Source organism: Pseudovibrio sp. W74, from assembly GCF_001623085.1.
GTDB lineage: Bacteria > Pseudomonadota > Alphaproteobacteria > Rhizobiales > Stappiaceae > Pseudovibrio.
In genome coordinates, this window is record NZ_LMCJ01000021.1 from 406,680 (window position 1) to 432,788 (window position 26,109).

General features: G+C 52.7%; 30 protein-coding genes. 20 read left to right on the top strand and 10 right to left on the bottom strand.

The annotated features are described in order from the left end of the window. Positions 1–21: 21 nt before the first annotated feature. From PsW74_RS16370 to PsW74_RS16380, 3 genes are all read right to left on the bottom strand, one after another. Positions 22–393: a DUF2946 family protein gene (locus tag PsW74_RS16370; protein WP_063287852.1), complete on the bottom strand. Its 372-nt coding sequence runs from the start codon at positions 391–393 to the stop codon at positions 22–24. Between the two features lie 260 nt (positions 394–653). After that, a complete protein-coding gene (locus PsW74_RS16375) occupies positions 654–1,016 on the bottom strand; it encodes a DUF2946 family protein (protein ID WP_063287985.1) in 363 nt (120 codons plus the stop codon). Positions 1,017–1,249: 233 nt separating this feature from the next. Then, positions 1,250–1,948 carry a putative metalloprotease CJM1_0395 family protein gene (locus PsW74_RS16380; protein WP_063287853.1) on the bottom strand — a complete coding sequence of 233 codons (699 nt, stop codon included), beginning with the start codon at positions 1,946–1,948 and terminating at the stop codon, positions 1,250–1,252. A gap of 254 nt (positions 1,949–2,202) precedes the next feature. Here PsW74_RS16380 and PsW74_RS16390 point away from each other — a divergent pair, with 254 nt between their 5' ends. Continuing rightward, complete coding sequence (locus tag PsW74_RS16390; protein WP_063287854.1) at positions 2,203–2,838, top strand: TetR/AcrR family transcriptional regulator; 636 nt, start codon at positions 2,203–2,205, stop codon at positions 2,836–2,838. Positions 2,839–2,948: 110 nt separating this feature from the next. Here the strand turns inward: PsW74_RS16390 and PsW74_RS16395 are convergent, their stop codons facing one another. Beyond that, positions 2,949–3,338, bottom strand: coding sequence for a MerR family transcriptional regulator (locus tag PsW74_RS16395; protein ID WP_063287855.1), 390 nt, complete (start codon positions 3,336–3,338; stop codon positions 2,949–2,951). Between the two features lie 91 nt (positions 3,339–3,429). Here PsW74_RS16395 and PsW74_RS16400 point away from each other — a divergent pair, with 91 nt between their 5' ends. The 3 genes from PsW74_RS16400 (at position 3,430) to PsW74_RS16405 (ending at position 4,581) form a co-directional block, all read left to right on the top strand. After that, on the top strand, positions 3,430–3,753 hold the full coding sequence (locus tag PsW74_RS16400) for a hypothetical protein (protein WP_063287986.1): 324 nt from the start codon (positions 3,430–3,432) through the stop codon (positions 3,751–3,753). A 4-nt stretch (positions 3,754–3,757) separates the two neighbouring features. After that, complete coding sequence (locus tag PsW74_RS29805; protein ID WP_082596645.1) at positions 3,758–3,973, top strand: GDCCVxC domain-containing (seleno)protein; 216 nt, start codon at positions 3,758–3,760, stop codon at positions 3,971–3,973. An 86-nt stretch (positions 3,974–4,059) separates the two neighbouring features. Then, positions 4,060–4,581 carry a hypothetical protein gene (locus PsW74_RS16405; RefSeq protein WP_063287856.1) on the top strand — a complete coding sequence of 174 codons (522 nt, stop codon included), beginning with the start codon at positions 4,060–4,062 and terminating at the stop codon, positions 4,579–4,581. A 5-nt stretch (positions 4,582–4,586) separates the two neighbouring features. Here PsW74_RS16405 and PsW74_RS16410 read toward each other — a convergent pair whose 3' ends face one another. From PsW74_RS16410 to PsW74_RS16425, 4 genes are all read right to left on the bottom strand, one after another. Then, positions 4,587–5,147, bottom strand: a complete 561-nt coding sequence (locus PsW74_RS16410) for a hypothetical protein (RefSeq protein WP_063287857.1) — start codon at positions 5,145–5,147, stop codon at positions 4,587–4,589. A 190-nt stretch (positions 5,148–5,337) separates the two neighbouring features. Then, a complete protein-coding gene (locus PsW74_RS16415) occupies positions 5,338–5,715 on the bottom strand; it encodes a GFA family protein (protein WP_063287858.1) in 378 nt (125 codons plus the stop codon). A gap of 57 nt (positions 5,716–5,772) precedes the next feature. Beyond that, on the bottom strand, positions 5,773–6,210 hold the full coding sequence (locus PsW74_RS16420) for a hypothetical protein (RefSeq protein ID WP_063287859.1): 438 nt from the start codon (positions 6,208–6,210) through the stop codon (positions 5,773–5,775). After that, positions 6,207–6,809: a TetR/AcrR family transcriptional regulator gene (locus tag PsW74_RS16425; protein WP_063287860.1), complete on the bottom strand. Its 603-nt coding sequence runs from the start codon at positions 6,807–6,809 to the stop codon at positions 6,207–6,209. The genes PsW74_RS16420 and PsW74_RS16425 overlap by 4 nt, the downstream gene beginning before the upstream one ends. Positions 6,810–6,972: 163 nt before the next feature. On the opposite strand from PsW74_RS16425, the gene PsW74_RS16430 reads away from it, so the two are divergent. The 7 genes from PsW74_RS16430 to PsW74_RS16460 all read left to right on the top strand — a co-directional run bounded on the left by PsW74_RS16430 (position 6,973) and on the right by PsW74_RS16460 (position 12,340). After that, positions 6,973–7,554, top strand: a complete 582-nt coding sequence (locus PsW74_RS16430) for an alpha/beta hydrolase (RefSeq protein ID WP_244271743.1) — start codon at positions 6,973–6,975, stop codon at positions 7,552–7,554. A 120-nt stretch (positions 7,555–7,674) separates the two neighbouring features. Beyond that, positions 7,675–8,268 (top strand): class IV adenylate cyclase, encoded by a 594-nt coding sequence (cyaB, locus tag PsW74_RS16435; protein ID WP_063287862.1) that lies wholly within the window; start codon positions 7,675–7,677, stop codon positions 8,266–8,268. A gap of 615 nt (positions 8,269–8,883) precedes the next feature. Beyond that, entirely contained in the window at positions 8,884–9,504 is a 621-nt protein-coding gene (locus PsW74_RS16440; RefSeq protein WP_057462175.1) for an AraC family transcriptional regulator, read from the top strand. Positions 9,505–9,537: 33 nt separating this feature from the next. Continuing rightward, positions 9,538–9,801: a hypothetical protein gene (locus PsW74_RS16445; protein ID WP_063287863.1), complete on the top strand. Its 264-nt coding sequence runs from the start codon at positions 9,538–9,540 to the stop codon at positions 9,799–9,801. 144 nt (positions 9,802–9,945) lie between these two features. Next, a complete protein-coding gene (locus PsW74_RS16450) occupies positions 9,946–10,230 on the top strand; it encodes a hypothetical protein (protein WP_063287864.1) in 285 nt (94 codons plus the stop codon). A gap of 240 nt (positions 10,231–10,470) precedes the next feature. Next, a complete protein-coding gene (locus PsW74_RS16455; RefSeq protein WP_063287865.1) occupies positions 10,471–11,547 on the top strand; it encodes an alpha/beta hydrolase in 1,077 nt (358 codons plus the stop codon). A 514-nt stretch (positions 11,548–12,061) separates the two neighbouring features. After that, complete coding sequence (locus PsW74_RS16460) at positions 12,062–12,340, top strand: hypothetical protein (RefSeq protein WP_153041686.1); 279 nt, start codon at positions 12,062–12,064, stop codon at positions 12,338–12,340. Between the two features lie 15 nt (positions 12,341–12,355). Here the strand turns inward: PsW74_RS16460 and PsW74_RS16465 are convergent, their stop codons facing one another. Beyond that, positions 12,356–13,378, bottom strand: a complete 1,023-nt coding sequence (locus PsW74_RS16465) for a GSU2403 family nucleotidyltransferase fold protein (RefSeq protein WP_063287867.1) — start codon at positions 13,376–13,378, stop codon at positions 12,356–12,358. A gap of 296 nt (positions 13,379–13,674) precedes the next feature. On the opposite strand from PsW74_RS16465, the gene PsW74_RS16470 reads away from it, so the two are divergent. The 5 genes from PsW74_RS16470 (at position 13,675) to PsW74_RS16495 (ending at position 19,757) form a co-directional block, all read left to right on the top strand. Beyond that, positions 13,675–14,550, top strand: a complete 876-nt coding sequence (locus tag PsW74_RS16470; RefSeq protein ID WP_063287868.1) for a hypothetical protein — start codon at positions 13,675–13,677, stop codon at positions 14,548–14,550. Positions 14,551–15,083: 533 nt separating this feature from the next. After that, a complete protein-coding gene (locus tag PsW74_RS16480) occupies positions 15,084–15,857 on the top strand; it encodes a crotonase/enoyl-CoA hydratase family protein (RefSeq protein WP_063287870.1) in 774 nt (257 codons plus the stop codon). A gap of 159 nt (positions 15,858–16,016) precedes the next feature. Continuing rightward, positions 16,017–17,630: a protein kinase gene (locus tag PsW74_RS16485; RefSeq protein ID WP_063287871.1), complete on the top strand. Its 1,614-nt coding sequence runs from the start codon at positions 16,017–16,019 to the stop codon at positions 17,628–17,630. Positions 17,631–17,784: 154 nt separating this feature from the next. Beyond that, positions 17,785–18,942, top strand: a complete 1,158-nt coding sequence (locus PsW74_RS16490) for a protein kinase (protein ID WP_063287987.1) — start codon at positions 17,785–17,787, stop codon at positions 18,940–18,942. A gap of 146 nt (positions 18,943–19,088) precedes the next feature. Beyond that, entirely contained in the window at positions 19,089–19,757 is a 669-nt protein-coding gene (locus PsW74_RS16495) for a Crp/Fnr family transcriptional regulator (RefSeq protein ID WP_063287872.1), read from the top strand. A gap of 59 nt (positions 19,758–19,816) precedes the next feature. Here the strand turns inward: PsW74_RS16495 and PsW74_RS16500 are convergent, their stop codons facing one another. Next, positions 19,817–21,022, bottom strand: coding sequence for a glycosyltransferase family 29 protein (locus PsW74_RS16500; RefSeq protein ID WP_208988012.1), 1,206 nt, complete (start codon positions 21,020–21,022; stop codon positions 19,817–19,819). A 270-nt stretch (positions 21,023–21,292) separates the two neighbouring features. Between PsW74_RS16500 and PsW74_RS16505 the strand changes: the two genes are divergently transcribed. From PsW74_RS16505 to sulP, 4 genes are all read left to right on the top strand, one after another. Then, on the top strand, positions 21,293–21,505 hold the full coding sequence (locus PsW74_RS16505) for a DUF2892 domain-containing protein (protein WP_057462118.1): 213 nt from the start codon (positions 21,293–21,295) through the stop codon (positions 21,503–21,505). 148 nt (positions 21,506–21,653) lie between these two features. Next, on the top strand, positions 21,654–22,538 hold the full coding sequence (locus PsW74_RS16510; protein WP_063287874.1) for an MBL fold metallo-hydrolase: 885 nt from the start codon (positions 21,654–21,656) through the stop codon (positions 22,536–22,538). Positions 22,539–22,565: 27 nt separating this feature from the next. Next, positions 22,566–24,239, top strand: a complete 1,674-nt coding sequence (locus tag PsW74_RS16515) for a bifunctional protein tyrosine phosphatase family protein/NAD(P)/FAD-dependent oxidoreductase (protein WP_063287875.1) — start codon at positions 22,566–22,568, stop codon at positions 24,237–24,239. 89 nt (positions 24,240–24,328) lie between these two features. Then, on the top strand, positions 24,329–26,077 hold the full coding sequence (sulP, locus tag PsW74_RS16520; RefSeq protein ID WP_063287876.1) for a sulfate permease: 1,749 nt from the start codon (positions 24,329–24,331) through the stop codon (positions 26,075–26,077). The last annotated feature ends 32 nt before the right edge of the window (positions 26,078–26,109 follow it).

The window sequence follows — 26,109 nt, forward strand, 5'->3', positions numbered from 1 at the left end:
TTATCTGTAATCGAGCCAAAATCAGACAAAGACAGGAGGTGCCCGCGGAGCATGGCTTCGCCGCGGAATTGCGTAATGCCCCACCTCGTTGAGGGCGCAGACATGCTTTGGCCTAGCGGTTTCAAGGATGAACGCGCCCAAAGGAGCGGAAGAAGGAGACTTTAGCGTGGCAAGCGAAAAAACGCAGAACGCATTGTTCTTTTTGTCTTTTTGCTCCTCATCCTCATCAGAGGTTTCAATGAAGATCTGCTGAAGGCCCTGCGCGGTACAGATCGAAATTTCAAAACCATCCGCACCCGCACGCGGCATCATGCCGGGCGGTGCAACAAGCTGCAGGATCACAAACCAAGTTGCGAGCCAGCAGGCCAGTACGGTGGATGGTTTCAAAGCCAAGTGAATGCACCTTGCACTTGATGAGCAATCAGAGCCAACCTCAGACATTGCCGAGATTGAAGGATGAGCTGTTGCAGGCGTTGAGCTCTGCAGGTCCGAATGCATGCAAATGTGGCACTGGGTTTTCTGGCAAGCAGCCTGCAGAAAACCTGAAATTGCCATGGGTTGCATGACGGAACAGGAATGTCCTTTGATAAAATAGCCCTTTTATGTCAGCAAATTAGCCACAATAAGAAAGGCTGGGACAAACCAATTTATGCTCAGACGGGAGGTGCTCTGGGTGCAGCGATGCGCACTGTCGTTTCAGCAAGCGCAACGCTTGTTGGCAGTGAAACTACATCGATAGGAAGGGGGGACCCGCCAAACTCTGTGTGAGGAGACGTGCTGAGGGCCTTTGCAACAACACTGCCAAATGCGCAGTTGTCGTAGGCCTTCTGTTCTTCAGCTTGCGGGAGTTCGTTGCCTTGCTCATCAAGAAGGACTGTTCGCATACCTTGCGCGGTGCAGATGACAATCTCAAAGCCGTCCTCACCGCCGGACACCATCATGCCGGGAGGCGCAACAAGCTGCATCAACACAAACAGTGCAGCAAATACAGTCGCTTTGGCTTTTGTCAGTTTCACAGCAAACTCGAGTGACGCTAAGTACATTTCCGCCTTAGGCCACTACAAAAACCAAGTCAATGACTTTTACTTATATGCACCGCGACTTTATGAAAATTTTTTAACAAGTTCTGTCAGGTATTTAGCTCGTCGAGTTACTTAGAAACTCCGAAAAACATCATGATTTCAGGGCGTTGTTGCACGCTTGTGGGGTGCTGAGGATTGCTGCTGGGTGAAGAATGCTCAGGTGAGCGTTAAACTGCCGCGGCTTGATAAGCCTGAGTTGCATTGAGCAGCAGTGCAGATGGATCAGAGGCGGTTTCAGGATATTCCTGAACCTGCAACAGAGATTGTAACCCACTGACTTCGCTTGCTTCTTGCTCTTCCTCGCTGCCGCCAAGGTTCTTCTCGCGCAGCTCGGTATAGGCCTGCGCCAGATTCGTCTGGGCTTGCGCTGCAACGGCCTGATCCTGACCGGATGGCTGAGCGGGTGCAAGGGCTGCTGCGATGACCGTGTTTAGCTTGGCAATGCTGGCTTCCGGGTCACCGGAAACGGGGGCAGAGTCGATTGAGACCTCGCCGCCAATGGCATAACTGTGACCATCCGGGCCGCGAGTCTCGGTATAACTCGGTGCTCCGGCGTAGGCACCGCCTGTTGCTGCATGGGCTTGCTCGTGCGCGCGAACTTCCGCATCACGTGTCTTAAGCTCTTGAACCTGCTCCTGTTCTCCATCAGAAAGCTGTCCGTTTTCATTCTTGGACTTTTCAGAGGATGAGGAGGCCGCTACCGGGTTGGCAGAAAGGTCGCTTCTGATGGTGACGGAGTCTTTTGGAACCGCATGTTCAACGGAAAAAGACGTGGATTCCTGCTGGTTTACGCGTGCGGGCTGAGCTGCGTTGTAAGACGCAGAGCGAGCCAGTCCGGTAAATGAGGATCCAATTCCATCTATCATAGGTTGAACTTATACTAGGGACTGGTGCTTCAGGTAAAGGAATTTCTGATACACAATTTCGTTAGGTATGCTAGGGTTTTGCTTCGGGTGGAGACTGTAAACCTGTGTATTTACAGCGCATTCCTGAAATGTGCCTGCTGGTTTTCGGGTAGGACTGGGCGCAAGAAAGATGCTTTAAAGCAGTTTGTCGGATTCAGATTGCAAGCAAACTGCGTTAAAGGGAAGGCAGCGGGAGCCTTTAGGGGAATACGGGAATGATCGAAGATTTGAGCCGGTCTCAGCAGGAGATATTGGACGCTGCTGCGGAGTGCTTCATGAGGATGGGGCCGGATGTGGCTTCCATTGATGATATTGCCGGTCTGCTTGGGTCTACAAAGGGGCGTGTTTACCACCATTTCCGCTCCAAGGGTGAGCTGCTTTATGCCGTCCGCCTGCGCTCTGTTTCCCTGCTTATGGAACGGGTAAGCCCCATTGCCGCGCAACACATCCCCCCTGTCGAGAAGCTGCGTGCCATGTCCATTGCCCATGTGCTGCGCATCCTCAAGTTCCTGAGCTATCACCGTGTTGTCAGCGAAGACACCCGCATGTTTTTTCGTGGTGCGGCCAAGCCTCATGAAACACAGATGATCGAGCAAATCATCGAAATGCGCCGCGCCTATGAGAATCTGTATCGCGGTGTGCTGACGGAAGGCATTGAGGCTGGTGTGTTTGCAAAGCAATCAGTCTCCATCACCCTGCACTCCATCATTATCCTGATGAACGGCCCATGCTTCTGGTACTCACCGCGCGCCGAGCAGACCGACAAGGATTTGGAAGAAATCGCCCGCAGCGTTTCTGACCTGGTACTGCGTGCCGTGGTGGCTGATCCAGCGCTGCTGGAAGAGACTTAATCCCCGCTTACAGAGGGGACATCTTGCTTGCGTTGAAATGTGCGTTGCTTTGCGTGATTTAGCGTTTTTCTGCGTTGCTATGTTTTTGCTGGTTGGGCTGGTTAGGCGTTTCAGTCTGCGTGCAGACGATCCAGCAAAGGGCATTGCAAATTGCCGCTGGCGCAGTTGCCCATGAGCTCTTCGAGCGCTTTTTCCAACTGTCGAAGGCTTTCGATTTTTTGTCGGACAGACTCCAAATGCGCCTTGCTCATGTCATGGGCGATTTTGCAGTTCTCGTCTTGCTGCTCACCGAGGCTGAGAAGCGCTTGTGCATCTTTGATGGTGAACCCCAGATCCCGGCAGCGTTTGATGAAGCGTAACTGCCCGATCTCCTTTTCGGAGTAGGCACGACGTCCGTTATCCCCGCGGGCAGGTTTGATAACTATGCCTTCGCGCTCGTAATAACGGATCGTTTCAATAGCAACGCCACTGCGCTTAGACGCTTCGCCAATCGCGAACATGTGATCACTCCTGCCTTGATCCTGTAGTTACTACAGCATTTATAAGCATGCGGCAAAACCATCACAACTGCGATGACGAATGGATTTGCCGATGAAGACCTTTTTAAAAATGAACCATGCAGGCTCCTTTGCCTCTCTGGGAGTAGCCACCTGCTGCGTGCTCCCCATTGCTTTGATGCTTGCGGGCCTTGGTGGCGGTTGGTTAGCCGTTTTTGGCAAAATTGCCGCGGCAAGCTATTTTGTGCTGACTGCGTCCTCTTTGCTGCTGCTGACCGCGTGGGGCACTGCTCTCTATCGCGGAGCACTAGGCCAACTGCAGTGGCACTTGCTGGTGAGTACACTCGTGACGGCGCTGGCATGGGCAATCGTTTTGAACGAGACCGCAATCAACGACCACCTGATCAGCCTGATGTGATGCCATGACAGAAACAGTTATCCTTGAAAGCACAGTGACTTGCCCGGAATGCGGGCACAGCGAAACTGAAACCATGCCAACAAACGCCTGCCAGTGGTTTTATGACTGCAAAGCCTGCGGAACCTTGCTGAAGCCTCTCCCCGGCGATTGCTGCGTCTACTGCTCCTACGGCACAGTCCCATGCCCCCCAATCCAGCAAGACAAAAGCTGTTGCGGTTAGGGCATTGCTCAGCAAGGGCTGTTGTCGTGGTATTGCGATTCAGGTAGTGATTTGGACCGATCTCACGAAACCCATGCAGGTTTTAGATGCGAAGGTTGATTGTTACTGGTGTAAACGGAACAGGCAAAAGTTTTGTCGCAGCTCGTATGAGCGCTGTGCGTCCTGAAGTCCCGTTGGTATCTTTCGATGCAATCAAATTGACGAGCAACTGGCAACAACGATCAAGATCAGAGATCGACAGGGATCTGTCGCAACTCGTGGCAACCAATGCCTGGATCCTTGAGGGTGGGCCAAGCCTTTTGCCGCTGGCCCTTCCGCGAGCGGATGCCGTTCTCTGGCTTGATCCACCTGAGCTGGTTAGGACATGGCGCCTGATAGCGCGTCCGTGGCGCAACATCGGCAAGACACGCCGGGAACTGCCTGCAGGCAACTCTGATTGGCCGCTTCAGCAATACCGCTTCGCAGTTCGCAGCCTCAAAAATGGTTCAAGACTTCGCCGCAATATCAGGACCTGTTTGGAAAGCGCCACAAACCAGTGCATTTGGCATTGCCGAAACCAGACTGCCATTGAAGATATGCTTCATGAATGGGGCTCTGCTACAAGCTGAGCGCTTTACTTCACCAGCTTTACGTCTCTTGATTTTGTAATCTTCTTTGTTTCAGCAACAGCTTCATCACCAATCTTCTTGGCCTGTTTGTTCTCATCCCCTTTTAAGGATGCATAGCTGCGGTCCATGGTGATATCGAATGTCCCATTCACTGATGGTAATCCCACATCTTCGTATCTAAAAGTCCAAACGGCCTTTTTTCCGGCACTTGAGGCGTTGTGATAAAATTTTGGCTTGGATTGCTTGGCAACCCGCACAACAAAAGACCCGGATGGCAACTTTAAACGAGCACTTAGTTCATGCGCCTTTTCAAAGAGCTTCATGACCATTGGCTTGATTTCATCCGCTTGCTTTTGCTTGCTCTGATCCCCTTTTTTCGCTTCAAATAACAAAAAGTTTCCAAGTTTCTGCAGCGTTAGATCAGCCAGCTTGCGGGCTTGTGAATCGCCTGCCAGCTTTGCGCGCGCCTGAAGGATCTTGATACTTTGCTTTGCTTCATGTTCGCTTGGAATACTGCTATTCGACCACTTCTTGGGGAGTTCAGGTGCTTTTATTGCAGTTGGCATCCTCGGCAACCTCTTTATAGACATTCCTCAAGTGAAACGCTCAAGGCTATAGTCATTGGGTTTTGAAGCACGATCAAGAGATTGAATTCTGTTAGGCTTAAAGGTCGTGATTAGATGTTTTTTGAGGGATTTATAGAAAGAAATGATTAGAGGGGTACAGCGCTTTTGCTGAAGCGTGACTGCAACCTTTTCACTCTTCAACACGATCCTTCTCATAGGTTTTTGCAACCGGGAACTCAGGTAGCCAGGTTTCGCGGCGAATTGTCCAGAGCTCATAGGTTGGGGTCATCTGGTTGGGTTCGTCCAGAGCGCCCAGATGGACCTCGACTTCGCCCTCGCTGGTTGAATAGACGGAAGACCCGCATTTTGGGCAGAAGAAGCGGCCTTGATAGGCGTTCACTTCGCCCTCAACACTGACCTTCTCCTCAGGATAGACCGCCGAGGCATGGAAAACGGCGCCGTGATGTTTACGGCAATCGAGACAATGGCACACTCCAACCCTGTCCGGCTCTCCCGTTGCTACAAGGCGAACTGCACCGCACAAACATCCACCCGTGACCCGTTCCATCCCGATTCTCCCCCGTTATCCGGCGGGCAGGGTACTGTGAAAATGGCCTAAAACCAACTACCCCCGCACCATTGCCCATCTCACGATGAGGGCGGCTATTAGCATTTCCAGCCAGGCCAGTGGCAAGGTGGTCAGGACGACTTGGGTGGTGGCCAGGTTCATGTTCCAAAGGCCAAGCCAGAGGATGACGAAGATTGTTGCCCAGATTGCGCTGCCTGCGTAAAGCGCGTTGCGGATGGTTGGGCCGAACCGTTCCAGCAGTACCCAGCTGAGGCCGGTTGCAGCGAGCACCAGCACTGTGTCCCACACGCCCCAGATCATAAACACCGGCAGGTTCATGGGGGCTACGTCCTGAAGTTGCGGAAGTGAGCTGCGCATCAAGGGCATGACGAAGGCGAAATAGCGAAAGACCTCGGAAGCATTGATCCAAAGCAGGTTTAGCAACAGGGCGAGCCAAAAGGCTCCTTTGAGATTTGAGGGAGCAATAGCAGTCATGGGGCCGAAATCCGTGTTCTGATGGTTTCCAAAAATTGTCTGGTGCTGGCGCGTAGAAAGTCGCCGTCTTGGGTGAGGCGAGAGGTGGACCAGAGGCCGTTGGTGAACACCACCAGCACCCCCGCAAGCAATTCCAGCTCTTCAGCGCTCAGTTGGTGCGGTGCAGGCGTTTCGTTGCGCAACGCATTGAGAAAACCCAGCTTGAGGCGGGCATTGTGTTCTTCCACCTTGGCCAGAACCTCCGTGTCATGCGGGGCAACTTCGGTTGCTGAGTTGGCGACAAAGCACCCCGGGCCCGGAAGGCCTGTTTCCTCCGCCCGGCTGATCTGCGCTTCAAAATAGGTTGCGACTTGCTCCAACGTCGCATCAGGCTGCTCTACCTGAGTGAACGCCGGTGAGACAACGAGGTCCTGATAGCGTTGGAAACACGCGAGGAACATCTGCTTTTTGCCGCCGAATGCGCCGTAAATGGCGTGACGGGTGGCCCCTGTTGATTTCACAAGGTCATCTAGGGAGGAGGCATGGAAGCCGTTCTCCCAAAAATGCTCCAGTGCGCGGTCGGTCAGGTTCTGTGTGGTTATGTTGGCTTTTCTTGGCATGACTCAGTTGATAGCAGAATGATCGTTCTAAATCAAATCAATCCCACAGGAGACGGTGATACTGATAAGCAAGCAGACGATCACCCAGCCTTCATCCCATCTATGAGAAGCACTAGGCCAACAAGAACGACTTGATGGATTTGGAATGGTGGCTTTGAAGAAGATGATAGTTTGGCCCGCAGCGGCGTTGTTGGTGCTGGTGCTGGCCGGGTGTGGCTCGATTGAAGATGACTACGAGATTGCACGGTTTGAGGCCGTGGATGGAGAACTGGTGATGAATGGAGTCATCAGCTCGTCCACGCCGATTGATTTGCGGGCGGCTTTGGATGAGAACCCGAAGATCAAACGCATCGTTATGGTGGATGTACCGGGTTCCGATGATGATTACGCCAATCTGGAGGCGGGCCGCATTGTTCATGAACGCGGGCTGACCACGGTTATTCCGTCAAACGGTATTATCGCGTCTGGTGGGACGGACTTCTTCCTTGCTGGTAAAAAGCGAGTTGTAGTGAAGGGCGCGCGCATTGGTGTTCATTCCTGGAGTGCTGAGGATTACAACGCGCTGGACTTGTCCAAAACGCATGAGGAGCACGAGAAGTATCTCAAGTACTACAAAAACATCGGCATCGATCCGCTGTTCTACTGGTACACACTGGAAGCCGCGCCGCCGGAAGATGTGCATTGGATGACCGACAGCGAGATGAAGCGCTACAAGGTCGGCACCCAATACGCCTCCCGTCCATAAGGGCTTTTAGCGACACAAACATACATCACGGGTCACGTAACAGTGGTCCGTGATGCTTCCGCTCTTGCATCCCTCTCAAACGCTTTTTAAGGATACTCTTATGAGCTTAGGGAGCCTGTGATGACTGGGACAGATCTTCAAACCAAAGGCATGCTGTGTGATCCGGGTGATCACTTCAAAGGTATCTATGAAGTGGAGCGCAAATACGCTGTTGCCGATCTTGAAGTGATCCGCAGTCAGCTGGAAGCGCGTGGAGCCGTGCCCTTCACCCTTGGCAATACCGAGCAAGACATCTTTTATGACCTTGCAGACAGGCGCCTTGCCAATAACAACCAGCAACACGTGCTGCGTGTCATGCGTCCGTCAGGCCGTGCACTCTGGATCAGCAAAGGGCCGGGGCCGGACAAATGTATCTCCATGGATATGGCAGATGCAGATCAGACGAACGCCATGATCCTGTCTTTGGGGTTTGAGGAGGTTGAGCGGCTGGAAAAGAAACGCGACATCTACTTTCTCGGCAAGTTCCACGTCACGCTGGATGAGGTTCCTGACCTTGGCCGTTTTGTTGAACTGGCTATCATGACAGATGACGCTGACATGCTATCTCAGCACGAGCAGGAGATCGGCGAACTGGCCAACAGCTTCAACCTCTCCTCAAACGCCCTGCAAACCCAATCCTACCGCGCCATGCAGCAGGCTTTGAAAAAGGCCTGAACACATTTCAGGATTTACTGATTTAGCTTTAAAACACACCCATTTGCGGGGTGTGTACTGTGGGCCTGTGCGCATCCATTTGAAAACTATGGTGTTCATACCTGTAAGTAATTGTGCCCGTTTTTCTATTCTTGAAGGCCGAAAATATTCGCAAGGGTAATACTGGGGTTAAGTTTCGCTGTTTAGTTGATACTAAAATTATGCACTAGGTATAAATGCATAATGAATTTATTTTTGGAATAGTTATGAGTGGAATATTTAATGCAATCAGAGTGGACCTATATACGTGACGGTCATTTCAGAAAGTACTTTGACGCATCTGCTCCACTCTACGTAAACAACGAAAACGTCTCTGCTATAATTAGCAATATTGAATACAATCAAGAGCTTCAGGTTCGGATTGCCAAAATACTTCCAAAACGGGATTTTAGCGCCTGTTATACTTCTTTTAGAAACGAAGCCTGCACGATATCCGGAAATTTTCTTTTACAAGGCTCGTTGGTTGCAACGGTCTCCGGGGTTGGGCAATTTAGTCTGAGTGCGGATCGGGCTAATTTTGTCAGATACGGGCCCTCTACCACCAAATTTCAGATTGCGCGCGGCACCGACCTGCAGTTGCTCTCCTATTCAATTTCAGAGGAGTTCCTCGCACGGGCTCTTGAAGACGACATTCCTGCTACGTTCCTTCCGTTTCTGAAACGAAGCGAGCCGGAGTTTAACCTGTTGGAGTTTCGCCCGACACCAGAGATGCGGCGGCTTGTGCGGTCTGTGATCAGCAGTCCGCTGGTTGGGACCATGCGGAACCTGTTTATTGAAGGCGCTGTGCTGCAATTGCTGGCACTGAAAGCCAACTTTCTCAGCAATCAGGTGTCGGCTGGCGGAATGCTTAACGAGTACGAAGTGGCGAGTGTGCAGCGAGCCTACAAGCTGCTGATGGGCAGCCTCAGCACGCCGCTGTCTTTGAGTGATCTGGCGTACAAAGTGAACCTTGGTGAGAAGCGCCTGAACAGCGGTTTCAAGAAGATTTTCGGAGGGACGGTTTTTGAGGTCTACCGCAATGAGCGGCTGGAGATTGCACGCAAAACGATTGAGCAGAGCGATGCCTCGCTCTCTAAAATCGCGCAGCACATTGGCTATCGCCACTACAACAATTTCATAAGCGCGTTCACGCGGCAGTTTGGGGTGTCTCCTGCAAAATACCGGAGGCATTCGCGGGATAATAAAAACACGGAATAGGTCATTAATTTAAAAAATACGGGGTGAGGCGGAATGTCGGAATTGAATATTATCAGAGAGGACGAAACCTCTTTTCATCAGGAATTAGAAGGCCTTCAACTTGCATCCTGCCAATTGAAGAACCTCGTGGAAGCTCTGAACATCGTTTTGACTAGCCGGCTGGAGCACACACGGGAATACGACATGCTGCTCACTATCAATCACGCAATTATGGGACACAATGAGGACCTGCAGGATCGCAGTCTACGGGTTCTTGCCCTGCTTCAACATTCAGGTGACCCTACCTACGTAGATTGAGGGTGATTACAGCACCACACCCCTGTGCCGGGTGATGCGGAGAGGGAGTTCAACGGGTCAATTAACTGGCATCAGACCAGACCTGCCCGTTGGCACCCCGTCTCTGTCTGTTCAGGAATAGCATGTAGAAAAAGGATCGAGGCTATGCCCCAAGACAACCCTCGGCAACAGCAGCAACTGGTTGAGCCGGGAAGCATTCGTGTTCCCGGGCTGACGGTGAGAGAAAATCCGCGTATCAACCGCATTCAGTTTGTGTTTGATGAGCAACCCAGCGAGGAGATCTGCCGGATCTTAAAGAGCAATGCATTCCGCTGGTCGCGCCACGAGGACGCCTGGCAGCGGCAACTCAGCCTGACCAGCCGCAAAATTGCGGTAAAAGCCCTGCTGGAGATCAAAGCCCTGGCAATATCTGCCAAGCGGGTACAATAGGGGAAACCGCACGCCTTTCCTTTGACGCCTGCTCTCCCGTTTTCGCCTGGCATACGTGCATGGCGCAGAATCTTGACATTGGTGCATTCGCGCCGCCATCATTCTTCAAGTTTTAGCTATTTGAGGTGGTTTGCCTTTATTTGCGGGCAATGAAACTGCTTTAAGTCGTTGGTCCTGCGTGTTTGTCTCAGGCATTTTCTTGGGGCATCTCGTAATGTGCACCAAAGCATTGGGGTGAAGATGATTGAGATTCCAACACTTCTTGAAGCGCGGTCTGTTCAATCCAAGCGATTGACCACGCGGGTGCTGTTTTCCGGCCCTGAGGATGGTGTGCCGATCTTCTTCATTCATGGCAGTCTTTCTGCTGCCACATGGTTTGAAGAGACCATGCAGCGCTTGCCCAAGTTTTTCCGTGCCATTGCGCCAGATTTGCGCGGGTATGCAGGCGCTGACCCTGCCGCAGTGGTGGATGCAACCCGTGGCACCAAGGATTTTTCCGATGACCTTGCCGCGCTGATGGACGAGTTGGGGATTGAGGCTGCGCATATGGTTGGCCACTCGCTCGGCGGCGGTGTGCTCTGGCAGTTTCTTGCCGATTATCCGCAGCGGGTGCTGTCGCTTACGCAAGTCAGTCCGTCCTCTCCCTTTGGCTTTGGGTGCTGCAAAGCGGATGGCTCGCCGTGTTTTGAAGACGGGGCAGGCAGCGGGGCTGCAGCAGTGAATCCTGAGTTTGTAAAGCTGCTTATGGGCAAAGACAGCAGTACGGGGAGCGATTTTTCCCCGCTCAACATCCTCAATACGTTTGTCTGGAAGCCGCCCTTCCAACCCACGCGGCTAGGCGATTACATGGCAACCGTGTTTGCGCAGCATACCGGCGACAAATCCTATCCGGGAGATGTGGTGCCCTCGCCCAATTGGCCGGGTGTCGCGCCGGGCCGTTATGGCAGCACCAATGCACTCGTACCCACCCGTCAGGCAAACCCTCTGGGGTTCTGTGATGTTGAGGCCAAACCGCCTGTGCTTTGGGTGCATGGTGCGGATGATCTTGTCGTCTCTGATGCCTCTATGTTCGATCTGGGCTCATTAGGTAAACTCGGCTTCCTTCCTAGCTGGCCCGGTGAAGAGGTCTTCCCACCGCAGCCGATGGTCACCCAGACCTCCCAAGCGCTGGACCGCTATGAGGCAAATGGTGGAAGCGTTGAGCGTTACGTGGTCAGGAACTGCGGCCACACCGCCTACATCGAAAAGCCGGAGGAGTTCGACGCGGTGTTCCATGCTTTCCTGATGAAACATGTGAGTGTGACTGAGGCAAGTTGAGGGCACTCGAAACTAGTAAATCTCGCCCCTTAATATATACCGGTAATAATAAGCTAGATAAATCATGATGTTGTCGGTTTGTTCCGGTCGGCATACGCTCACCTGTACCACCTCTTTTGCGAAGCAGCAGCACGCGCCAGTCCGTGCAATCGGAGAGGTTAGGCACTCCGACAGAAGCAAAGCCTGGTCAAAGGAGGTGGTGGTTAGGTGAGATTTGAATTGAGGTTCAAAGTAAAAAGAGCCCGAAGACGACTGGCAGTCTACTTTCGGGCTCTCTTTAGGATAACCTGACAACCGGAGCGGGGAGTTAGCGCTTCCCGTTCCACTTGCCTAATATAACGCGTCTTCCTTAAGTCTTCAAGAAACCTGAGGGGCAGTAAGCCCCCTGAATGCTCAGAGGTCGGTGTGCTGCTATCGTGACTTTAGCTCCCTATAAAGGCAGAGATGCTCTGTATGTATGCAGGCGATACTCTCAGCTTTGATGCCGGTGAGGCCAATATTAGGGGGGAGTGTTATGTGGGTTGGAAACGGTGAGTTTGATAGCTACGGGTATTTGAAAACCGCGTTTATCAAAGGACAGATGGACGGAGAGCTGAAGCCGGATATGTGCTATCGGATTTTTGATAGGGGCGGTACAAACACTTCTCAGCAGTTTCATTTTGTGCCCGTTGATATGAACGGAATTGAGTTAGGGCCTTCTGTCCTCAATACTGCTGGGAATATTGTTTATTCCATTTGGGAGAAGGGGCATCTTTCGCAAGACTGCAACATCAGCAATCTGTTCATGGCGTGAGTTTTGAAAGCGGGCCTACAGTCCCTCTACAAACTCCTCAAACTCAGGGTGTTCCTGCCATGAACCGTCGGGCCAGAGGGCTTTCATAGCTTTTACGATGGGATCGCTCCAACCTTGCTTGCCTTGAGATTGGGCATCCAAAAGTTCGTCGCCGATCAAGCTGGGGCAAGACCGCTCAAGCACTTCGATAATGGCTTTGGCCTGTGCCAGGTCCTTGGCGATTTTTGTGGTTGTATGGGCTCGTTTCTGCGAAAGGATGAGCTTATGAACCGCATAACGCGCAGGGCGTGGCACGAAAACTGGAATACCTGCGCCAAAGGGCAAGGCAGCTGGAGAAGCATCATCAATCAACCAAGCCAGATATTGCAGGCTCATAGCTCCCGCATCCAACCCTTGCAGCTCCAGCGGTTGCTTTTCGCCGCGCTTGCGGGTTGGGGTTAGCAAGTCCACCACAAACCCGATGCGAGAGCGGAAACGGGATGGCTTCGCGCGTCCATCCAGCTCCGGAATAGGCTCAAAACTCGGGTCGGCGTCTTTCAGGATCGAGAGCATATCGATGCCCTCATCTGCCTTGATGGCCAATGAGGCGGCTACCAGATCTGCGTCATCCGTCGCTAACTGTGTGGATGGCAACGTACACCCCAACAGCAGCGGGTAGCACTGATAAGCCAGTGTACCCACCAGAATGGCGCCATTGCGGAACAGGCCATGATAGGCCATGGCATCCAGCACACGGCCCGCATAACTGTGTGTCGACAGCACGCCAACTTTGTTGAGTACGCTCAGGTCCTTACGCCGCGCTCGCGCCCGCTCGCTGGCATGCTTGATCCGCTCGACTTTTGCCTGTGTTTCCGGCTGCAAAGCTGGCCCCACATACAAGCTCTTGCGTCCAGCCCCCACGGGCATCTTGACGAAGACGTTCTCGACATTCCCCTTCGTCTGCTGATAAACTGAGCCCCGAAGAGCCCTGCTATCATCATGCGTTTTCTGAATATAATCCGCAGCGAGGTTCTGATAAGCGAGAGGAAAATCTGTCATTTGGGCAGTATAGACAGTTTACCGTAAAAATGTCTATACTGCGATCTGATTCCAAATGTATTGAGGCTGAAACCAATGGAATCGATTTTCCTAAGTAATGGATTGCTTCATTTATAATAATTCATGTGATTGATGCATGTAATGTGATAAAATACTCCTGCCTTTAATAACGTCTTTTCGCGTATACTAGATTTCGTTATCAGGTTTACTGCAGACTTTCGATGAAAGAGCATGAAGCTATTCTGCAGCCTCGGATTCGCCGAGATGTCCCATTATTTCCAGAGAGGGGCAGAAGCATGAATTCTGTTGATTTAAATAGTAGTAGTGTTCAGCTTTTTGAGACACAAAACCCCACGCAGCAACCCAACTCTCCTGCGGTTCAGCAAGATGCGGATGAGGGCCTCAAGATTCTTCGAGCAAGCGAAACAGGGATTGACTTTAAGCCTGTTGCAATGGGTGAAGGAACTTCGGACAGCCTGATTTCTGAAGAAACCAGAAATGTGCTGGCAGAGATGACGCTCAAGTATCATGCTGCGGAACTTCAGTTTGAGCTTGCTCCAGTTCGCGCTGCATTTACCGCGATGAACTCATCACTTGCGGAAAACAACGGAGACTATTCAGGCCTTGCTGATCGCCTTGGAAATTTCCAGGAAGGCATGCAGGGCATTCTTGCTAATGGCATAGAATTTAACCCAGCCAATCCCTTCCTCCGGAATGAGGACCTTCTTGAGGCGCTGGTAAATATTCTGCCAGATAGCACTGATGGTGAGCTAAACGATTTAACTGGCTTGCAGACTTGGGCTCTTCAAGGGGAAGCTGCTGAAAATGCAGGTTTGGCAGGGATAAACGTACTTACATTCGATTTCTCAGAGATGCTTGAGGGTGATGATGCCGAGAGCGTTGTAAGTGTTCTGGGAGAAGCCTTTGCTAACTGGCAAGGTGCACTTGATCAGGCTTATGACAGCATTAGTGCGATCCGTGATGAGAAGATTGCTGGGTTGTCTCAGCCAGCGGAACCAGTCGATTCTGAGGCTGCCGCAAACGTTGATAAGGACATGAATTTAGATCTGGCGCGTGAGAAAGCGCAGCACGTTCAGACTGAGCTCGCCAAACAGGTCTTCTCATTGGTCAATGCGACATCTCCAAGCGCTCTGGCGTCCTTCAGCTTGTAAAATATTGGAGAAGCTGCGCCTGCTGCTTGCGCAACTCTGAAGATCTGGATGCTAAGATTCGGTATAGACATTTTGATTTGAGAATGTCTATACCGACGGCTTCATGGCTACTCTTCCCAAATCTCCCCAATGCTTAGAGCGTTGAAACAACCTATAATTGCAATATTGGCTCCTCTCTCCAAATACTGTTTAGGTCGGGAAGAGGGAAGAAGCTTTTGGGAATTGAAGGCGGAAAGAAGAGGCCTAGTAAAACACTTGTGGTTACAGGCTTACTTGGCTGGCTTCTTGTCATTTGGGAATTTCTGTATTTTCTCACACGCATTCCCATCCTCATAATACTGGGAACAGGTGCAGCCTTCTTTGCCCTCGAAAAGGTCTTAGATGTCGTGCTTGGGCGTATCTTCAGAAGAAAGCCCAAGCAATAAATCTCCCATAAACGCACTGACAAATAGACACCCACACTCCACCTTTGAATGGCTGACGGGGCTTGGCAAGTTCTGTTAGGCTTCTCCTGAATTTCAGGGGAGGGGTTTATGGCGGTTGGTTTTGAGGTTGAGGGGACGACGGCGGTTATTACGCTGGATAGACCTGAACGGCGCAATGCGGTGGATGGGGAGACGGCGCAGCTACTGGTGGATGCCTTTACCCGCTTTGATGAGGACGACAGCCTCTCTGTTGCCGTGTTCACCGGGTCTCAAGGCACGTTCTGCGCGGGTGCTGACCTTAAAGCCATTTCAGAAGGCAAGCTTAATACCCTGCAAGAGGAAGGCGAATTCGCGCCGATGGGCCCGTCTCGAATGCGGCTATCAAAACCAGTGATTGCGGCGATTGAGGGCCATGCAGTGGCTGGCGGGTTGGAGCTGGCGCTTTGGGCGGATATGCGCGTTGCCGGAAAATCTGCGGTGTTTGGCGTCTATTGCCGGCGGTTTGGCGTGCCACTGATTGATATGGGTACCATCCGCCTGCCGCGTTTGATCGGCCAATCCCGCGCCGCAGATATGATCCTGACAGGACGCAGTGTGAGCGGTGAGGAAGCCGTGGCTTTTGGCCTCGTCAATCGCCTGGTGGAAGACGGGGAGGCTCTCACCAGGGCGAAGGAATTGGCGGCGCATATGGCGCAATTTCCGCAAATGTGCATGCGCAGTGACCGGCTTTCCATGTTTGAACAGTGGGACATGACAGAAGCAGAAGCGATCAGGAACGAGATGCGGCGCGGCCTTTCGGTAATCTCCAGCGGAGAGACCGTTTCCGGCGCAACGGCTTTCAGCCACGGCAAGGGACGCCACGGGGTAGGTGTAGAAAGCTGACGAGCACATTGATTGCGACTGGGTAAACGCAGGCTGCACAATTTTGCGGGCCTCGCTAAGACTGCCTACACCTAAACTCCAATAAACATTACTTAGCGGAAGGCATTTTTCTTCGCATGATATATTGTATCTCTCAGGACCGATTGTCGGAGGAATGCCGTGCCTGCCCAACCCCAAAACCCCGCTGGAAATCAGGAAAACCTGCCGCCAGAGCAAGAGCAATGGCTGGATGCTGTGGAACGGGCATTGAATGTCCGGCTGGGTGAGATCCCTCCGCAAGGTGACAATGCCGTTGAAGACATGATTGTTGATGGGCCTGAGGAAGAGCGCGGCGAGTTTATGGCCATCGTTGAGGATGAAGAGCAGGAAAACATCGAGGAAGGCATTGAGCAACGGCCCACGCACGATCAGCAAGGCCGCATTATCGAAGAGCAAGGCGAGTTTTTGGCGCTTGGAGATGATGAGGACGAACGCGACATTGAGCGGGGTGTTGAGCAGCGCGGTGTAGACTTGCGGCAACCGGAAATCCCGTTTGAGGCCCCGCCGCCTTACGATCCTCCGCCACCTTATGAAGCGGGCGAACAGGAGGATATGGATGACGAGGAATTTGAGGAACTGGAACGGCCCGAGCATCGCGAGTTGCACCAGCATGATCCGCAGCCAGGAGAGGGCGAGCAGCCACCGGAACGCCGGGTTTACAACGAGATGCCGCAGGCAGGTAGCCCTATCCGCCTGAACCGGAAAAATGATGGCACCATGGTTATTGATCGACGCTCTGTTCCAGCCACGATTAAAGCCAAACGGGAACGCAGTTTAGGTCGGCGTGATAAGGTGACTTATGAACCTACTGAACATTCGATGAATGTAGAAGGTCTGCTCACACCGCCCAATAAGGTTGGCAACGAGCGGCTGCAAAGTGTGTTCGCGAGTGGCGCGACAGGATACCTGCAAAAGTTCCCGGATATTGAAGATTCCGCTATCAAACGATGCCATGCGATGGAAGAGGCAAATGGTTCATTGCAGTTTGTTGGTGCCGATCAGATTGTGCATGAGACCAAAATCTTGACCGCTCTCTCTCATTTTAAAGATGCGAAGGGGGCAGAGAATATCATCGAATATCGAGGCTCTGGCATTTCGCAGTTTGGTGATCCGTTCCTGATCATGGAAGAAATGAATGGCGGCACACTTGCAAATCGTATCCCTGATGATCGCGGTCTGGAAGAGCCGCAACTGAATGATTTTGCAAAGGGCGTTCTCTCTGGCATGGCGTTTTTGCAAAATCGGAACATCATTCATCAGGACCTGAAGGCTGATAACATTCTGTTTCGCGAAAATGACAGCACTGTGCCGGTTATCAGTGATTTTGATACAGCCTCAGCACATGAGGGCATTGCCTCTGACCACGAAAATGGTCGGGACTTTGGCTATAGGAGAGGTGGTTCTCCCGATATTCAACCGCCGGAAGTATACGATGAAAATGGCCAGATGACCGGCAAGATCGACTCCTGGAATGGCGGAGTTCTGATGTTACAAGCGGCAATCGGTAATGAGGGGCGACAAGCTTTCCTCGATGAGACCGCAGAGTTTCGTGCACAAGACGGGCGCAGAGATCAGGGGCTTTATGATGCCTTTCTTGATCCGCGCATCGCAAATGTACCGCCAAACATTCAGGCCGTGATCAAAGGACTTCTGAAGATCGATCTGAATGAGCGAATGACCGCTGAGCAAGCATTAGCGCTGATTGAAGATCAGCCAGAGGATGAGCAGCAGTAGCTGCAATTCTCATTATTTTGGTAGGGCCGCTTACACGTTGTTTTGGCTGTTTGCTTTTAGCGCATAGGCGAACAACGATACTTCCCGATACTGCAGGCTGAAACGAGGAGATCTCGAGTGGTTCGCAAGGCTGGTGATGTTTTTCGAGGTGATAATGGCTGACTATGACACGTGGATGAGAGCTGTCGCCAAAGTCCTGAGCATTGATCTGCCGCCAGCACAAGCAGCAGCGGGCTCCGCAAACGCACGTGAAACGCCTCCGGATAACAGCCCCATCAAGGTGCAAACCAAACCAGACGGAACCATGGTCATTGAGCCGGATTCCGTGCCCTCAGCCTTTCAACATGGCAATACAAGTGGCGGCAAACAGCCCTATGGCAACATGTTCGGTATTTCTGAAGAGCATGCCATGGATGTGACAGGCAAGGTCAGTCCTCCTGTCACAGGCGGTGCGGCCAATGCGGAAAATGTGCTGTCTTATGATGCGTCTGGCGTGGTGCAGGATTATCCGTACATGGAAGATGCTGTGATCAAGCGGCCAAACGCCTATTCCGCCGGACCGGATTCCCCGCCAACTTTTGTCGGGGCAGAGCTGCTGGTGCACGAAGCCAAGATCCTCACCGCACTTGGTGAGTTTGATCAGGCGCCCGGCAGTGAGAATATTTTGAAGCTGAAAGGCGCAGGCCTGACGGAGTTCGGGGAGCCATTCGCCATCCGTGAAAAACTGAAGGGAGGGTCGCTGGATGATCGTCTCCCAGAAGACAAAGGCATGGATGAAGAGCCGCTCAACGACTTCGCCGGAGGCCTTTTGGCCGGAGTTTCGTTTTTGCAAAAGCGGAACATCTTCCATCAGGATCTGAACATCGACACTATTCAGTTTCGTGAGGAAGACAGCACAGAACCGGTGATTACCAGCTTTGACTATGCAACGGCGCATGAGGGTGTTGCTGCCGATTGTGAGGATGGCCAGCATTTTGAAATGGAGATTGGCGGTACGCCAAACAACCAGCCGCCTGAACGGTTTGTTGATGGAGCCGAGCTCTCCTCTAAGGTGGATTCTTGGGCAGGTGGTCTTGTGCTTGTTGCGGCAGCTGCTGGCAAAAATGCGCAGCAGGAGCTGATTGATGAACTTCAGGAATTCCGCAGTGGCAGCAGCAATGATCAATCTTTACTGGATGAAAAGCTGGAAGCGCGGTTGGATGGCACACCGGACAACATCAAGGGCGCGATTAAAGGCCTGCTGAAACTTTCTCCGGAAGAACGCTTGTCAGCCGAAGAGGCTTTGGGTGTTGTCGGCGAACGCGCAGAATAAGGCTGAAGTGAAAATTTATTCCTTAATGCAGCTAGTAGTGCAGGCTCCTTAGATTATTCTTCTGCTAAAGGCCCTGATTGCGCTAAACGCTTTTATGCACTATGCCAAGAATATACGCATTTTTGGGGGCGTTTCGGGAGGAAACCATGACAACCGCTGCTGCCAATTGGATCGATCGATTCCAAGGCCTTTCCAAGCTGGAAAATCACATCAGGGACATTCTGGTTAATCGTAGCACCATTGTCTCTGTGCCTGCCGACACCATCATCTTTGGTCCCGGTAAAGCCCCGGAAAACCTCCTGCTTTTGCTTTCAGGTTCCGTGCGTGTACAGCAGCTTTCTGAGGGTGGACGCGAGATCATTCTCTACCGTGTGCATGCAGGCGAAAGCTGTGTGCTGACGACGGCCTGTCTGCTGGCCTATGAGGATTATTCAGCAGAAGGCATCGCGGAGACAGACACGCAAGCGGTCGCTATTCCGCGTATGGTGTTTGATGATCTCATTGCCCAATCCGAAACCTTCCGCCGCTTTGTGTTCTCCGCCTACTCCAAGCGCATCACGGATCTGTTTTTGGTGATCGAGGAGATTGCGTTCCAACGCATGGACATCCGCCTTGCGCAAAAACTGCTGGAACTTGCTGGTAGCAGCAAGCAAGTGGCCACCACGCACCAGCAAATGGCAGCAGAACTGGGCACGGCGCGCGAGGTCATCTCCCGCCAGCTGCGCGAGTTCCAGCGCCGTGACTGGATAACCCAATCCCGCGGAACCATCGAGATTGTTGACCGCGCCGGACTGGAAGTTCTGGCAAAAGCCTAGAGCGTATTCCCGAAAAGCGGTTCTGATTTAAGGATGAGAATACTCGCAAAAGTACAGATTCAGAGTTTAAGAGAAACCCTCGGGTCGCGAGCCATCCATTTTTGAACTTCATGATGCTCGCGGTCATAATCATGATCCGCCCGCGCCTTGCTGGGCTCAATGTGGTTGGTGTTTGTGGGGGAGGCGAAGAAGTCAAAGCCGTAGATGTTGATGTGCTTGTAACCGCCCAACTCTTCCAGCAGGCCCAATAGGCGGAAACCGGTGCTTGGCTTCTTCTCTGTACGCGCTTGATAACCCCTCAACTCTGCGGGTTTCATCAGGTAGACAACATCGTTATGTCTGGCGAGCCAATAGGGCAGAGAGAAACTACGTTCAGCCGGTGTCCAGATAACCCGCCGCGCCTGCTCGCCATACACAAAGCTTTTGGGAATATCGAGGCTTGTTGCCACCCATGAGAGCTTCTGGCCATGGCTTTTGGTGTGCGGAATTGTACCGCGGTTTAGCCGGATCACGATGTCATGGCCGTCAATTTCAGGTCCATACTCTTTGTTGCTGAGGGATTGTGCGTTGCCAACGACGGCGATGCGCTTGCCAGCAATATCGTTCTGCAACTCGTGTTTTGGCACGTACCCCTTCAACATCTTCATCCGCAGCATGCGCAGAATGTGTTTGCGCTTTGCCACCGAGTTGGCGCGCCTGCGCTGTCGGTAAACCTGTCTCAGGTTCTGCCGCGCTTCAGCAGAGGCGTCCCACGTGACATAAAATTGCTGGTCGTTGTTGGTGCTGCGCAAAACCTCAACATACGGGAAGTGCTGCGAGAGTTTCTCCTGCCACCAAGGGGCTGAGCGAACGGTGCAGTGCGCGTTGGAGCCGTCCGCCAACAAGGCTGTCGCGTAAAGGGTTGGGATATGGAAGATAACATTGTCTGATCTGGCCTGAATGTCCGCCAAAACATCGTCCAGTTCGTCCTCCGGTACGTGCTCCAGCACATCTGTGTTCAGCACAAGATCGAAACGCCCCTCCGGCATATTGTTGTATTCTGCGATGCAGGGATCATAGCGGTGTGAAGTGCATTGCAGGTTCGCCGCAAGCTCCTCAATCAATGAGCTTTTCCCGCAGCCGTAGTCCAGAATTCTTGCAGGCTTCACGTCTTGTGCCAGCGGCAGGATAACGTCCATCAGGTAGGATGAAGAGGTGCCATATCCCGGGTTCGATTTATGGAGTTGAGTGTAAAAATCTTTGTTTGCTACGGAGACTTCGGTCAACTGGAACCCCAACTGCTTTCTGGCGCACGCCTCGGGCAATCGAATCTTCCGGCTGTGCCCTTCAACGCTATGCTAGCCAGAAATTGGATCTCTGAAACCTATGGATTGTTCTGGGATAGCCAGCTGGCATTATGACCTTTGGGCATTTCGCATTGATTTTTAAGGCGCTTCGAAGAAAAGAAGGGTTTGGAGCGGAGTTTGGTGACTTCGTCACTGAAGCCTTTGCGAAGACTCGTTATCCGTTAGGCCACGTACCTGGAGGACGAGACTATGATGGCTAACGTTGGAACTATTGATCGCATTCTTCGTTTTATTGTCGGTGTTGTGCTGATTGCACTGCCGTTGTCTACCAACATTTCTTTGTTTATGCAGCCACTTTTCTTTTATGGCGCAATCATTGTTGGCATTGTAATGCTGCTGGTTTCCGCCGTGCGGATTTGCCCGTTCTACTCCATTTTTGGAATTAAAACCTGCCGCGTTTAAGCATGTTTCCGGAGATCACAAACTGATTTCCGACAAAAAAATATAATAAGAAATGCTTAGGCGGCTGTGCAGGCGGTCGAACACGAAAACAAACAAGTGCACGTACCATCGACCGCCACTGCGCACGCGTTAACTTATTGAGGAAGTTATGACGAACTACCCCGTGAACATGGCTGTCGAGCCTGAAGTCAGGGCCTTTTTTGACCCCGGCACCAATACAATTAGCTATGTGGTGAAGGATCCTGCCTCATCTTCTGTTGCCATCGTCGATTCCGTTATGGACATCAACTATGCAGCGGGCCGCATCACCTATGACAATGCGGATGAGATCATCAAATACGTGCAGGACAATGGCCTGGCGGTTGAATGGCTGATTGAGACCCATGTTCATGCCGACCACCTCTCTGCTGCTCCGTATATTCAGGAGAAGTTGGGCGGCAAAATCGGCATTGGTGAGAACATCACCGTGGTTCAGGACACATTCGGCAAGGTGTTCAACGAAGGAACTGAATTCCAGCGCGACGGAAGCCAGTTTGACAAGCTGTTCAAGGACGGGGACAGCTATCAGATCGGCACCATGACTGCGTTTGCCATTCACACACCGGGTCATACTCCCGCTTGCATGGTTCACGTTGTGGGCAATGCGACGTTTGCGGGCGATACCCTGTTTATGCCGGATGGCGGCTCTGCTCGTGCGGACTTCCCGGGCGGAGATGCTGCAACGCTTTATGACAGCATTCAGAAGGTACTGTCGTTGCCTGACGAGATGCGCCTGTTCATGTGCCACGACTACGGCCCGAATGGCCGCGACATTGAGTGGGAAACCTCAGTGGGCGCGGAGAAAGAACATAACATCCACGTTGGTAAAGGCCACTCCCGCGAAGATTTCATCAAATTCCGCACCGAGCGTGATGCACAGCTGGACGTACCAAAGCTGATCATTCCGTCTTTGCAGGTGAACATGCGTGCAGGTGCAGTGCCGACCGATGAGGACGGCGTTCCAATGCTCAAAGTGCCAATCAACGCACTTTGATCTGATGATGTGAGGAGGGGAAACATCATGGATATTAAGAGTATCAGCTCATCACTTTCTGTCTGTCCGCAGATTACTGCGCAAGACGTTCAGAAGATCGCGGACCTGGGCTTCCGCAGTATTGTTTGCAACCGTCCGGACGGGGAAGGTGCAGACCAACCGGTGTTTGACGAGATTGAAGCGGCTGCGAAAAAGCTGGGTCTGGAAACGCGCTATCTGCCGGTTATTTCCGGTAAGGTGTCTGATGAAGACGCCGAGGCCTTTGGCAAGGCCATGAACGAAATTCCGCGCCCTGTTCTGGCTTACTGCCGCACTGGCACGCGCTGCGCCACGCTGTGGTCTCTCAGTCAGGCTGAGACTTTGACCGTGGCCGATATTCTGGCAGCCACTAAGTCCGCTGGCTATGACATGGCAGGCGTCGTGCGCCGCATTGCCAATGGTGGCAGAACCCCAACAGACCGCGCGGATGCTTCGTTTGATGTGGTGATTGTGGGTGGCGGTGCTGCTGGCATTGCCGTGGCCGCGAGTTTGAAATCCCGAAAGAGCGATCTTGAGATCGCTGTCATTGATCCTGCTGATATTCATTACTATCAGCCGGGTTGGACAATGGTTGGCGGTGGCATCTTCAATGCCTCCCAGACCGCTAAAACCATGGGTTCGCTGATACCGCGAGGCGTGCACTGGCTCAAATCCGCGGTGGCTGCGTTTGAACCGCAAGACAACGCGGTCATTCTGGATGGTTGCCGCGTCGTTAAATACGATCGCCTTGTGGTGTGCCCCGGTCTGAAGCTGGACTGGCACAAGGTGGACGGGCTGGTCTCCACGCTTGGCAAGCACGGCGTCACCTCCAACTATCGTTACGATCTGGCACCCTACACGTGGCAACTGGTGAGCAACATGAAAGAGGGCCGTGCGCTCTTCACCCAGCCGCCGATGCCAATTAAATGCGCCGGAGCACCGCAAAAAGCGCTTTATCTTTCCGGTGATTACTGGCGCAAGCAAGGCGTGCTGAAGAACATCGACATTCAGTTCCACAATGCGGGCGGCGTGCTGTTTGGTGTGAAGGAGTATGTGCCTGCGCTGGAGAAGTACATCGACCTGTACAACGCAGACCTCAACTTCTTCAACAATCTGGTCGCCATTGATGGTCCTGCGAAGAAGGCCTGGTTTGACGTGGCCAAGCCGGACACGCCAGTTGAGCGGGTAGAAGTTGACTTCGACATGATCCACGTGTGCCCACCGCAATCAGCACCGGACTTCATCCGCGTCTCGCCACTGGCGGATGCAGCTGGATGGGTGGATGTGGATCAAGTTACGCTGCGCCACAAAACGCACAGCAACATCTGGTCATTGGGTGATGTGATGAACGCACCCAATGCAAAAACAGCTGCTGCAGCTCGCATGCAAGCGCCAATCGTTGCTGAAAACCTTGTTGCAGACATCGAAGGTCGCTCACAACCAGCGATGTACAACGGCTATGGCTCCTGCCCGCTCACCGTGGAGCGCGGCAAAATCGTACTGGCTGAGTTCGGGTATGGCGGAACCTTGCTGCCAAGCTTCCCCACATGGCTGCTGGATGGTACCAAACCAACTCGCGCGGCGTGGATCCTGAAAGAGCAGATCCTGCCTCCGGTTTACTGGTGGGCAATGCTGCGTGGCAAGGAATGGATGATCAAGCCTGAGAAGGTTAGCGCAAGCTAAAATAAGCATTGCGGCCTTTGCTGAATTACTATCATGTGTCCGGGGGAGCTGCTTCCCCGGATTAATCTATGCACTTTGAAGGCAGACCCATGTTCTCCTCGGCCTTTCGGCGATATTTGCCCGTTTTAACTTGGGGCAGAAACTATAATAAAGACAGTTTTTCTAATGACATGATTGCAGCGGTGATTGTGACGATCATGCTGATCCCGCAGTCTCTTGCTTATGCTTTGCTTGCTGGCCTGCCGCCGGAAGCCGGGCTTTATGCGTCAATTCTTCCGATTATTTTGTACGCCATCTTCGGCACCAGCCGTGCGCTGGCCGTTGGCCCTGTTGCTGTTGTTTCGCTCATGACTGCAGCCGCGATTGGCCAGATCGCAGACAGTGGCACAGCAGGTTATGCCATTGCTGCGCTGACCCTTGCCATGCTGTCCGGCGGTATTTTGCTGCTGATGGGCGTGTTCAAACTCGGTTTTCTCGCCAACTTCCTCTCCCACCCTGTGATTGCCGGTTTCATCACGGCCTCAGGTGTTTTGATCGCCAGCAGCCAGCTCAAACATATTCTGGGTGTGGACGCGAAAGGGCATACGCTGGTGGAGATTATCTCTTCCATCTGGGAGCATCTGGGCGAAGCCAATCTGGCGACGATCTTGATTGGTGTCTCGGCCACCTTGTTCCTGTTCTGGGTGCGCAAGGGCATGAAACCGATGCTGCTGAACATGGGCCTGAAGCCACGCCTTGCGGATGTTTTGACCAAGGCTGGACCGGTCGCCGCCGTGGTGGCGACGACGGCTGTGGCGTGGATATTCAGTTTGGATCAAGCCGGAGTTAAGATTGTCGGTGCTGTGCCACAAAGCCTGCCACCGCTCAGCATGCCAAGCTTCTCCAGTGAGTTGATCGGCGCGCTGTTTATACCTGCACTGCTGATCTCCATCATTGGTTTTGTAGAGTCCGTTTCCGTGGCGCAAACGCTGGCTGCGAAGAAGCGTCAGCGTATTGATCCTGATCAGGAGCTGATTGGTCTGGGTGCTGCCAACCTTGGTGCAGCCTTCACAGGTGGTTATCCTGTAACGGGTGGGTTTGCCCGTTCCGTGGTCAACTTTGATGCGGGTGCTGAAACGCCTGCTGCCGGCGCCTATACGGCGGTTGGTCTGGCGATTGCTGCTGTTTCCCTCACACCGCTCATCTTCTTCCTGCCCAAGGCCACATTGGCTGCGACCATCATTGTGGCTGTGTTGTCATTGGTGGACTTCAGCATTCTTAAGCACAGCTGGAGCTACTCCAAGTCTGACTTCTCAGCCGTGGCTGCCACCATTTTGCTGACCCTCGGCTTTGGTGTTGAGACAGGTGTCTCTGCAGGCGTGATCCTCTCCATTGGGCTTTACCTCTACAAAACCTCCCGGCCTCACATTGCAGAGGTTGGGCTGGTGCCGGGGACCGAGCATTTTCGCAATATCAACCGGCATGAAGTGCTGACAACGCCAGAACTGCTGACCATCCGCATTGATGAAAGCCTCTACTTCGCCAACGCACGTTTTCTGGAAGATTACATCTATGACCGGGCGGTAGATGATGAGTGCCTCAAGCATGTGGTGCTGCAATGTTCTGCGGTGAATGAGGTAGATCTGAGTGCTCTGGAATCTCTGGAAGCCATCAACCACCGGTTACAAGACGCAGGCATCACGCTGCACCTTTCAGAGGTGAAAGGCCCGGTGATGGATCGCCTGCAACGCTCGCACTTCCTTGATGAGCTGACGGGCAAAGTGTTCCTCTCTCAATATCAGGCCCAAGAGGAGCTCGCCTCCGTCTGCACCCGCCAAACCACTCAGGCGCCTGCCTGATTACCCCCCTTATCAGGCAGACCTAAGAGACC

What these genes read in the sequence shown, in the direction of transcription:
- PsW74_RS16470 (WP_063287868.1), top strand. Translation starts at nt 13,675, where the DNA reads ATGAATTCTGTTGATTTAAATAGTAGTAGTGTTCAGCTTTTTGAGACA.
- PsW74_RS16450 (WP_063287864.1), top strand. Translation starts at nt 9,946, where the DNA reads ATGCCCCAAGACAACCCTCGGCAACAGCAGCAACTGGTTGAGCCGGGA.
- PsW74_RS16505 (WP_057462118.1), top strand. Translation starts at nt 21,293, where the DNA reads ATGATGGCTAACGTTGGAACTATTGATCGCATTCTTCGTTTTATTGTC.
- PsW74_RS16390 (WP_063287854.1), top strand. Translation starts at nt 2,203, where the DNA reads ATGATCGAAGATTTGAGCCGGTCTCAGCAGGAGATATTGGACGCTGCT.
- PsW74_RS16405 (WP_063287856.1), top strand. Translation starts at nt 4,060, where the DNA reads ATGCGAAGGTTGATTGTTACTGGTGTAAACGGAACAGGCAAAAGTTTT.
- PsW74_RS16425 (WP_063287860.1), bottom strand. Translation starts at nt 6,809, where the DNA reads ATGCCAAGAAAAGCCAACATAACCACACAGAACCTGACCGACCGCGCA.
- PsW74_RS16410 (WP_063287857.1), bottom strand. Translation starts at nt 5,147, where the DNA reads ATGCCAACTGCAATAAAAGCACCTGAACTCCCCAAGAAGTGGTCGAAT.
- PsW74_RS16430 (WP_244271743.1), top strand. Translation starts at nt 6,973, where the DNA reads ATGATAGTTTGGCCCGCAGCGGCGTTGTTGGTGCTGGTGCTGGCCGGG.
- sulP (WP_063287876.1), top strand. Translation starts at nt 24,329, where the DNA reads ATGTTCTCCTCGGCCTTTCGGCGATATTTGCCCGTTTTAACTTGGGGC.
- PsW74_RS29805 (WP_082596645.1), top strand. Translation starts at nt 3,758, where the DNA reads ATGACAGAAACAGTTATCCTTGAAAGCACAGTGACTTGCCCGGAATGC.
- PsW74_RS16515 (WP_063287875.1), top strand. Translation starts at nt 22,566, where the DNA reads ATGGATATTAAGAGTATCAGCTCATCACTTTCTGTCTGTCCGCAGATT.
- PsW74_RS16465 (WP_063287867.1), bottom strand. Translation starts at nt 13,378, where the DNA reads ATGACAGATTTTCCTCTCGCTTATCAGAACCTCGCTGCGGATTATATT.
- PsW74_RS16510 (WP_063287874.1), top strand. Translation starts at nt 21,654, where the DNA reads ATGACGAACTACCCCGTGAACATGGCTGTCGAGCCTGAAGTCAGGGCC.
- PsW74_RS16460 (WP_153041686.1), top strand. Translation starts at nt 12,062, where the DNA reads ATGTGGGTTGGAAACGGTGAGTTTGATAGCTACGGGTATTTGAAAACC.
- PsW74_RS16495 (WP_063287872.1), top strand. Translation starts at nt 19,089, where the DNA reads ATGACAACCGCTGCTGCCAATTGGATCGATCGATTCCAAGGCCTTTCC.
- cyaB (WP_063287862.1), top strand. Translation starts at nt 7,675, where the DNA reads ATGACTGGGACAGATCTTCAAACCAAAGGCATGCTGTGTGATCCGGGT.
- PsW74_RS16400 (WP_063287986.1), top strand. Translation starts at nt 3,430, where the DNA reads ATGAAGACCTTTTTAAAAATGAACCATGCAGGCTCCTTTGCCTCTCTG.
- PsW74_RS16445 (WP_063287863.1), top strand. Translation starts at nt 9,538, where the DNA reads ATGTCGGAATTGAATATTATCAGAGAGGACGAAACCTCTTTTCATCAG.
- PsW74_RS16480 (WP_063287870.1), top strand. Translation starts at nt 15,084, where the DNA reads ATGGCGGTTGGTTTTGAGGTTGAGGGGACGACGGCGGTTATTACGCTG.
- PsW74_RS16455 (WP_063287865.1), top strand. Translation starts at nt 10,471, where the DNA reads ATGATTGAGATTCCAACACTTCTTGAAGCGCGGTCTGTTCAATCCAAG.
- PsW74_RS16420 (WP_063287859.1), bottom strand. Translation starts at nt 6,210, where the DNA reads ATGACTGCTATTGCTCCCTCAAATCTCAAAGGAGCCTTTTGGCTCGCC.
- PsW74_RS16380 (WP_063287853.1), bottom strand. Translation starts at nt 1,948, where the DNA reads ATGATAGATGGAATTGGATCCTCATTTACCGGACTGGCTCGCTCTGCG.
- PsW74_RS16490 (WP_063287987.1), top strand. Translation starts at nt 17,785, where the DNA reads ATGGCTGACTATGACACGTGGATGAGAGCTGTCGCCAAAGTCCTGAGC.
- PsW74_RS16415 (WP_063287858.1), bottom strand. Translation starts at nt 5,715, where the DNA reads ATGGAACGGGTCACGGGTGGATGTTTGTGCGGTGCAGTTCGCCTTGTA.
- PsW74_RS16395 (WP_063287855.1), bottom strand. Translation starts at nt 3,338, where the DNA reads ATGTTCGCGATTGGCGAAGCGTCTAAGCGCAGTGGCGTTGCTATTGAA.